Origin of the sequence: Streptomyces sp. NPDC058308 (genome assembly GCF_042880275.1) — a bacterium.
In the GTDB taxonomy this organism is placed as follows: domain Bacteria; phylum Actinomycetota; class Actinomycetes; order Streptomycetales; family Streptomycetaceae; genus Streptomyces.
On record NZ_JBHVZA010000043.1, the window covers coordinates 43,893 to 51,276 of the forward strand.

At 69.2% G+C, this 7,384-nt stretch carries 5 protein-coding genes; 3 read left to right on the forward strand and 2 right to left on the reverse strand.

The annotated features are described in order from the left end of the window. Positions 1-69: 69 nt before the first annotated feature. Positions 70-2,247 (reverse strand): fructose-specific PTS transporter subunit EIIC, encoded by a 2,178-nt coding sequence (locus tag ACFVYL_RS35210; RefSeq protein ID WP_389723469.1) that lies wholly within the window; start codon positions 2,245-2,247, stop codon positions 70-72. A 356-nt stretch (positions 2,248-2,603) separates the two neighbouring features. Here ACFVYL_RS35210 and ahcY point away from each other — a divergent pair, with 356 nt between their 5' ends. Together ahcY and ACFVYL_RS35220 are read left to right on the forward strand one after the other, a co-directional pair. Continuing rightward, positions 2,604-4,058 carry an adenosylhomocysteinase gene (gene ahcY / locus ACFVYL_RS35215; protein ID WP_389723472.1) on the forward strand — a complete coding sequence of 485 codons (1,455 nt, stop codon included), beginning with the start codon at positions 2,604-2,606 and terminating at the stop codon, positions 4,056-4,058. A 255-nt stretch (positions 4,059-4,313) separates the two neighbouring features. Then, on the forward strand, positions 4,314-4,928 hold the full coding sequence (locus ACFVYL_RS35220) for a hypothetical protein (protein WP_389723476.1): 615 nt from the start codon (positions 4,314-4,316) through the stop codon (positions 4,926-4,928). A 55-nt stretch (positions 4,929-4,983) separates the two neighbouring features. On the opposite strand, the gene ACFVYL_RS35225 is transcribed toward ACFVYL_RS35220, so the two are convergent. Continuing rightward, positions 4,984-5,961 carry an RDD family protein gene (locus tag ACFVYL_RS35225; RefSeq protein WP_389723479.1) on the reverse strand — a complete coding sequence of 326 codons (978 nt, stop codon included), beginning with the start codon at positions 5,959-5,961 and terminating at the stop codon, positions 4,984-4,986. An 88-nt stretch (positions 5,962-6,049) separates the two neighbouring features. On the opposite strand from ACFVYL_RS35225, the gene ACFVYL_RS35230 reads away from it, so the two are divergent. After that, the gene (locus ACFVYL_RS35230) at positions 6,050-7,057 is read left to right on the forward strand and encodes a stage II sporulation protein M (RefSeq protein ID WP_389723482.1); all 1,008 of its coding nucleotides are present in this window, start codon (positions 6,050-6,052) and stop codon (positions 7,055-7,057) included. Positions 7,058-7,384 lie beyond the last annotated feature (327 nt).

Consider the following 7,384-nt stretch of genomic DNA (forward strand, 5'->3'; position numbering starts at 1 on the left):
ACGTACGACGACGGGCCCCGCACCACACCGGTGCGGGGCCCGTCGTCGTAAACGTCCCCGAAAGGCGGGCTACCGTACCTCGCGCAGCACGTCGAGGATCGCGGCGTCGTCCGGCGCCGCCTCGAGCCGCCCCCGGAAGCCGGTGTCCATCAGCTTCCGCGACAGCAGCGCGAGGATCCGCAGGTGCTCGTCCCCCGCGGCGGCCTCCGGTACGGAGATCATGAAGATCAGCTTGGCCTTCGTACCGTCGAGGGCGCCCCACTCGATGCCCTCGGAGGACCGGGCGAACCCGACGACCGGCGAGTCCACGGCGTCGGTCTTGGCGTGCGGGATGGCGATCTCCTCGCCGAGCCCTGTGGTGCCCTGCGCCTCGCGCCGCAGCGCGGTCCGCACCAGCTCCTCCACGTCGTTGACCTTGCCGGTGGCGGCGAGCAGTGCGGCCATCTCGCGGATCGCCGCCTCCTTGTCGGCGGCGACCAGCTGGACCTTCACGGTCTGCCGGGTGAGGTAGCCGGAGAGGACCTCGCCGGCGTCCTCGGGCTCAGACTCAGACTCAGACTCGGGCGCAGGCGCAGGCGCAGGCGCAGGCGCAGGCGCAGGCGCCGGGGCCGCCACCGTCGGAGCCGCAGCCGCAGCCGTAGTCGCAGCCTTCGTCGGAGCCGAGTCCTTCCGGAGACCGTCCGCCGCGACCGCCGCACCACTCGCGGTCGTCCCGACCCCGGCGAGCACCGGCTCGGGCCCCCCGCTTCCACCGGGCGCGCCGACCGGCGGAGCCCCACGTCGCTTGCGCTCGCTGAGGTCGATGAGGGTCACGGTCGTGAGCGCGGTGACGACGGAACCGATGGCGAGGGCCACGAAGAACATGGGTACGCCGCCGACGGCGCCGAGGACCGCGACGATCGGACCGCCGTGCGGCACCGCGTCCTTCACGCTCGCCAGGCCGGCGATCGCACCGGCCACGGCGCCGCCGAGCATGTTGGCGGGGATGACCTGCGCGGGCCGCGCGGCCGCGAACGGGATCGCGCCCTCCGAGATCCCGAAGAACCCCATGAACAACGACGCGAGCCCGGTCTCCCGTTCCTGCTCGGTGTAGAGCCGCTTGCGGATCAGCGTCGCGAGACCCTGCCCGAGCGGCATGACGGGGATGGCGGCGGCGCACATGCCCATGACGGTCTGGTTGCCGGTCGCGATGAGCCCGGCGCCGAAGAGGAACGCCGTCTTGTTGACCGGACCGCCCATGTCGAACGCGATCATCAGCCCGAGGATCGCGCCGAGCAGGATCGCGCTCGTCCCTGTCATCCCACTGAGCCAGCTCGTCAGATGTTCGAAGACCCACGAGATCGGCTTCCCGATGACGTAGATGAAGAACAGGCCGAGGGCGGACGTCGCGATGATGGGGATCACGATGATCGGCATGATCGGCTGGACGAACTTCGGGACCTTGACCTTCTTGATCCACAGCACCAGGTAACCGGCCAGGAAGCCGGTGACGATGGCCCCGATGAAGCCGGCGCCCGCCTTGGAGTCGTACAGCTCACCGGTGTTGGCGATCCAGCCGCCGATCATGCCGGGCACCAGCGCGGGCCGGTCCCCGATCGCGTAGGCGATGTATCCCGACAGGATCGGGACCATCAGCGTGAACCCGATGGTGCCGATCTGATTGACGTGCATCCAGAACGAGTCGTCGGGGATGACGAGCCCGCCCTTGGGGTCGGTGTGCCCGCCGAGCGAGAGCGAGATGGCGATCAGCAGCCCGCCGACCACGACGAACGGGATCATGTACGAGACGCCGTTCATCAGTGCCTTGTACGCGACGCTCCGCTCCCGGCCGCCTCCGCCGCCCCCACCGGACGGCTGCCCGGCGGAGCCGCCGCCCGCGCCCCCGTCGTGCACGGGCGCGCTCTGCACTTGCTCGATCAGCCGTTCCGGGCGGCTGATGCCCTCGGACACGCCGACGGACAGGACCCGCTTACCGGCGAAGCGGCTGCGGTCCACGTCCTTGTCGGCTGCGATGATGATGCCGTCCGCTTCTCTGACATCGTTGTCAGAAAGAACGTTCTCGGCCCCGATGGAGCCCTGCGTCTCCACCTTCATGTCGACACCGAGGCTCGCCGCCGCCTGCGAGAGCTTCTCCGCCGCCATGTACGTGTGAGCGATGCCGGTCGGACAGGCGGTCACCGCGAGCAGCTTCAGCCTGCGCTGCCCTCCGCTGGGCCCGCCTATGGGGGGATCGGCCGGACTGGTCACGTGGATCTCCTAACGCCTTCGCCGGACAAGATCGCGCAATGTTCCCGATCTCAAGGCATCCTGCAACACATAAGCCCAGGATCAAAAGCGCAAAGGTCCCATATCGTCCAGGTCTGACGGCCTATCCGCCAGACACGGTGTGCCGAAGGTGGGCTGGGGCTTACTGGGCCAATCGGTGTAGCTTGGGGACGAGCCAGACGTCGCTGCTGATGGCGGTCGGGCGGTCCACGCACGGACTGTCCGAGGGAGAGAGGGCCTCCGACGGACTGCGCTGCGCGCGTCCGTGCACCCGTGTGCCCGACGCCGCAGGTCAGCCATGTCCACCCTCGATCAATCCCACGAGGAGCAGCTCACTCATGACTCTCATCAACGGCCAGGACTTCAAGGTCGCCGATCTCTCGCTGGCCGCGTTCGGCCGTAAGGAGATCACCCTCGCCGAGCACGAGATGCCCGGTCTGATGGCGATCCGCAAGGAGTTCGCCGATGCCCGGCCGCTGGCCGGGGCCCGCATCATGGGCTCGCTGCACATGACGGTGCAGACGGCCGTCCTCATCGAGACCCTGGTGGCGCTGGGCGCCGAGGTCCGCTGGGTGTCCTGCAACATCTTCTCCACCCAGGACCACGCCGCCGCGGCCGTCGCCGTCGGGCCCAAGGGCACGCCGGAGGACCCCCGGGGTATCCCGGTCTTCGCCTGGAAGGGCGAGAGCCTGGAGGAGTACTGGTGGTGCACGGAGCAGGCGCTGACCTGGCCGAACACCCCCAGCGGCGGCCCGAACATGATCCTGGACGACGGTGGCGATGCCACCATGCTGGTGCACAAGGGTGTCGAGTACGAGAAGGCCGGCAAGGTCCCGGCCCTGGAGTCGGCGGAGAACGACGAGCACCGTGTGGTCCTGCAGGTCCTTCACCGCACCATCGGTGAGGGCTCGCAGAAGTGGACCCAGCTGGCCTCGGAGATCCGCGGCGTGACGGAGGAGACCACCACCGGTGTCCACCGCCTGTACGAGATGCACCGCGAGGGCACCCTCCTCTTCCCGGCGATCAACGTGAACGACGCGGTGACGAAGTCGAAGTTCGACAACAAGTACGGCTGCCGGCACTCCCTGATCGACGGCATCAACCGGGCCACCGATGTGCTGATCGGCGGCAAGACGGCGGTCGTGTGCGGGTACGGCGATGTGGGCAAGGGCTGTGCGGAGTCGCTGCGCGGCCAGGGCGCGCGGGTGATCGTCACCGAGGTCGACCCGATCTGCGCGCTGCAGGCGGCGATGGACGGCTACCAGGTCACGACGCTGGATGAGGTCGTGGAGCAGGCGGACATCTTCATCACCACGACGGGCAACAAGGACATCATCATGGCCGCGGACATGGCCCGGATGAAGCACCAGGCGATCGTGGGCAATATCGGTCACTTCGACAACGAGATCGACATGGCGGGTCTGGCGGCGACGCCGGGCATCGTCAAGGACGAGGTCAAGCCGCAGGTGCACACCTGGACCTATCCCGAGGGCAAGGTTCTGATCGTGCTGTCCGAGGGCCGGCTGCTGAACCTGGGCAATGCCACCGGTCATCCCTCCTTCGTGATGTCGAACTCCTTCGCGGACCAGACGCTGGCCCAGATCGAGCTGTTCACCAAGCAGGAGGAGTACCCCACCGACGTCTACGTGCTGCCCAAGCACCTGGACGAGAAGGTCGCCCGTCTGCACCTGGACGCGCTCGGCGTGAAGCTGACCAAGCTGAGCCCCGAGCAGGCCTCCTACATCGGCGTCGAGGTCGAGGGCCCCTTCAAGCCCGACCACTACCGCTACTGATACCGACGGCCAACCGGCCGCAGGTCAGCGCCACTTCAGCAGGCCCTCGCCCCCGCGGCGGGGGCCTGCCCCTTTGGGCCGACACGCGCCCCACTCCGGGCCGACACGCGCCCCATCCCGGACTGGGCACGGCCCACCCCGGACTGGGCACGGCCCACCCCGGCCCCGCGCGACCTACGCCGGAACTTGCGCACCCCACTCCGAAACCGGCGAGACTCACCGTACGAACCCACCCGAGGACCAGGACCCAAGCCCATGCCCCGCGGCCGCTATTCGCTCCACGACACGCACGACCACACCCCCCTCGGTGAAGAACACTTCCACTGCGCCCCCGGCCCCTCCGGCTGGCGCTACGTCTCCCAACGAACCACCCCCTCAGGCACCCCCGCGGGCTCCGTCGACCTCGCACTCGATGACCGGGGCCGCCCCATCCGCCTCGAACTCCACGCGGGCGACTGGCAGGTCCGCGCCGGCGTCCTCAACGGCGTCACCTGGGTCCGCACCGACCCCACCGGCACCCACGCCACCGAAGACAACGCCCCCGCACACGCCTTCACCGGCACGTCCCCCGCCTTCCTCATCGCGACGGCCCGGCTCCTGCGCCTGACCCCCGCATCCCCCGCGACCCGACTCCGCCTGGTCGCCTTCACGGACCCGGTCCTCGCCCCCCGTACCCTCGACCAGTCCTGGGCCCTGCTGAAAAGCGAAGCACACGCCACTGACAACGGCCCCCTGACCGTGGACGAATACCAGGTCACAGCCCTGGACACCGGTGAACAGCACGCCGTCCACCTCACCGGCGACGTGGTCCTCGCGGCCCCCGGCATCGAGCTGGAACACCTCGAAACCCCACCGTCGGTCTTCACCTGACCCCGGCGCCCTCACCGAACCGCCAGCCGCCAGCCGTTCGCGTCTCCGTTCCCGCTCAAGCCGGTGGCGCGAACCCCGTGGCCGGGGGAGAGGGCTCACCACCCTGTCCTGCGGACTCGGACTCAGCGGCCCCAGCCGGAAATCCGCTGCCATCAGCGGCACCGGGATCAGCGTCAGTACGCGCAGTACCGGGATCAGCGTCAGTACGCGCAGCTCCGGGATAAGCACCACTACCCGGGCCCCCCGAAAAAACGGCAGCCCCCGCCCCGCCCCCGGAGTCGGCGGCCCCACCAAAGGCCCGCCGCGCGTCCCGCGCCTGCCGCTCCTGCACAACAGCAGCCAAGTACGCGGCCGGAGGCACCCCGTACGGCGCGGGCGCTCCGGTCCGCTCCACCAGATCACCGGCAAGCCGTTCGGCCATGGCCCAGCCCACCTGCGGATCCAGCTGCCCCATCCGCGTGAGGTACTGGCGAATAGCCAGCCAGAGCCCCTCGGGCACCCCCGACAGGTCCAGCTCGGAGAACCGCCCGGCCAGCCAGGGCGGAGGCGGAGGAACGAACGCCGCCCGCCCCGTGGGCACCCGCTCACGCACGACCAGCGTCCCCGCGAAGACATCCCCGAGCCGCCGCCCGCGGGCCGACACCAACGACGCGATACACGCCACGACCCCGAACGTCAGCAGAATCTCGACGACCCCGACGGCCCCCCGCACCAGCGCGTGCCGGAACCGGATCGGCCCCCCGTCGTCGCGCACGACCCGCAACCCGCACGCCAGCTTCCCGAGCGACCGCCCATGGCTGAGCGTCTCCACCGCGATGGGCCCGCCGATCAGAATCAGTACGAAGGTGGCGACCGCGAGAGCCGCGGCGGCCGCATCGTCCAGCGAGGAGGTCGACGCGATGATCCCGAGGGTCACCACGAGATAGACGGTCCACGCCACGGCCATGTCGATCAGTACGGAAAGCGCCCGGCTCGGCAGCTTCGCGGGACGCAACTCCAGCGCCACCGCCTCACCCGTCACAAGCTCACTCACGCCCGCCGCCCTTCCCTGCCCTGCCGTAGGACTGGCCAGTCTGCCAAGCTGAGCAGTCACGCGCCGCAGTACGAGGAGCAGTCAACCGATGGACCTCGACGTCTTCGTGTCCGCCCACCGAGCCGAGTGGGACCGACTGGACGCCCTGCTGCGCCGCCAGCGCCACCTCACCGGCGCCGAGGCCGACGAACTCGTAGCCCTCTACCAACGCACCGCCACCCACCTCTCCCTGATCCAGTCCAGCGCACCGGACCCGCAGCTCACCGGCCGCCTCACGCACCTGGTGGCCCGCGCGCGCAGTGTCGTGACCGGCACCCGTCGCGCCTCCTGGCGCGACGTGACGCACTTCCTGACGCACGGCTTCCCCGCAGCGGTCTACCGATCCCGCCGCTGGTGGATCCCCACCGCCCTGCTCTCGACGGTCCTGGCAGCGATCATCGGCTGGTGGATCGCCACCCACCCCGAGGTCCAGTCCTCGATCGCGGCTCGCAGCCAACTCCGCGAGATGACCCGGCCGGGCGGCGAGTACGAGACGTACTACTCCAGCCACCCCGCGACCTCCTTCGCCGCCCAGGTCTGGACGAACAACGCCCAAGCGGCCGCGATGTGCCTCGTCCTGGGCGCCTTCCTCTGTCTCCCCGTCCTCTGGATCCTCTTCCAGAACATGCTCAACCTCGGCGTCGGCATAGGCCTGATGTCCTCGGCCGGCCGCCTGGACACCTTCCTCGGTCTGGTCCTGCCCCACGGCCTCCTGGAGCTGACCGCCGTCTTCGTGGCGGCGGGCACGGGCCTGCGCCTCGGCTGGACCGTCATCGACCCGGGCCCCCGCACCCGCCGCACCGCCTTGGCAGAAGAAGGCCGCGCGGCCCTGGGCATGGCCATCGGCCTGGCCCTGGTCCTCTTTGTCTCGGGCGCCATCGAAGGCTTCGTCACCCCCTCGGGCCTCCCGACGTGGGCCCGCATCGCCATCGGCGTCGGCGCCGAACTGACCTTCCTCGCGTACGTCTACGTCCTGGGCGGCAGAGCGGCCCGCGCAGGCGCCACAGGCGACGTTGACCAGCAAGAACGCAGTGCGTCGGTCCCGCTCGCAGCGTGATGTGCGTCCGACCCCGCTGACCTGCTAGTCTCCTTCTCGCCCCGGAAAAGCCGTTGACACGGAAGGACCGGGGAGGTAGATTCGAACAGTTGCCTAGAACTGGACAAGTCCAGTGGCAACAGTTAATATCTTCCTGCTTCTCGAATTACATCAATGCGAGAAGTCACCCCCGATCAATCGGAATCCGAAGCCGGTAAGTCCGGCCGAAAACTTCTGATAAAGTCGGATCCGCCGGAAAGGGAAACGCGAAAGCCGAAAGGCCGGAGCGGGAACCGGAAAGGCACCGAGGAAGTCGGACACGAAAGAGTCTGATAGAGTCGGAAACGC

Excerpts from the sequence above, each read along its gene's own strand:
- ahcY (WP_389723472.1), top strand. The coding sequence starts at position 2,604 with ATGACTCTCATCAACGGCCAGGACTTCAAGGTCGCCGATCTCTCGCTG.
- ACFVYL_RS35220 (WP_389723476.1), top strand. The coding sequence starts at position 4,314 with ATGCCCCGCGGCCGCTATTCGCTCCACGACACGCACGACCACACCCCC.
- ACFVYL_RS35230 (WP_389723482.1), top strand. The coding sequence starts at position 6,050 with ATGGACCTCGACGTCTTCGTGTCCGCCCACCGAGCCGAGTGGGACCGA.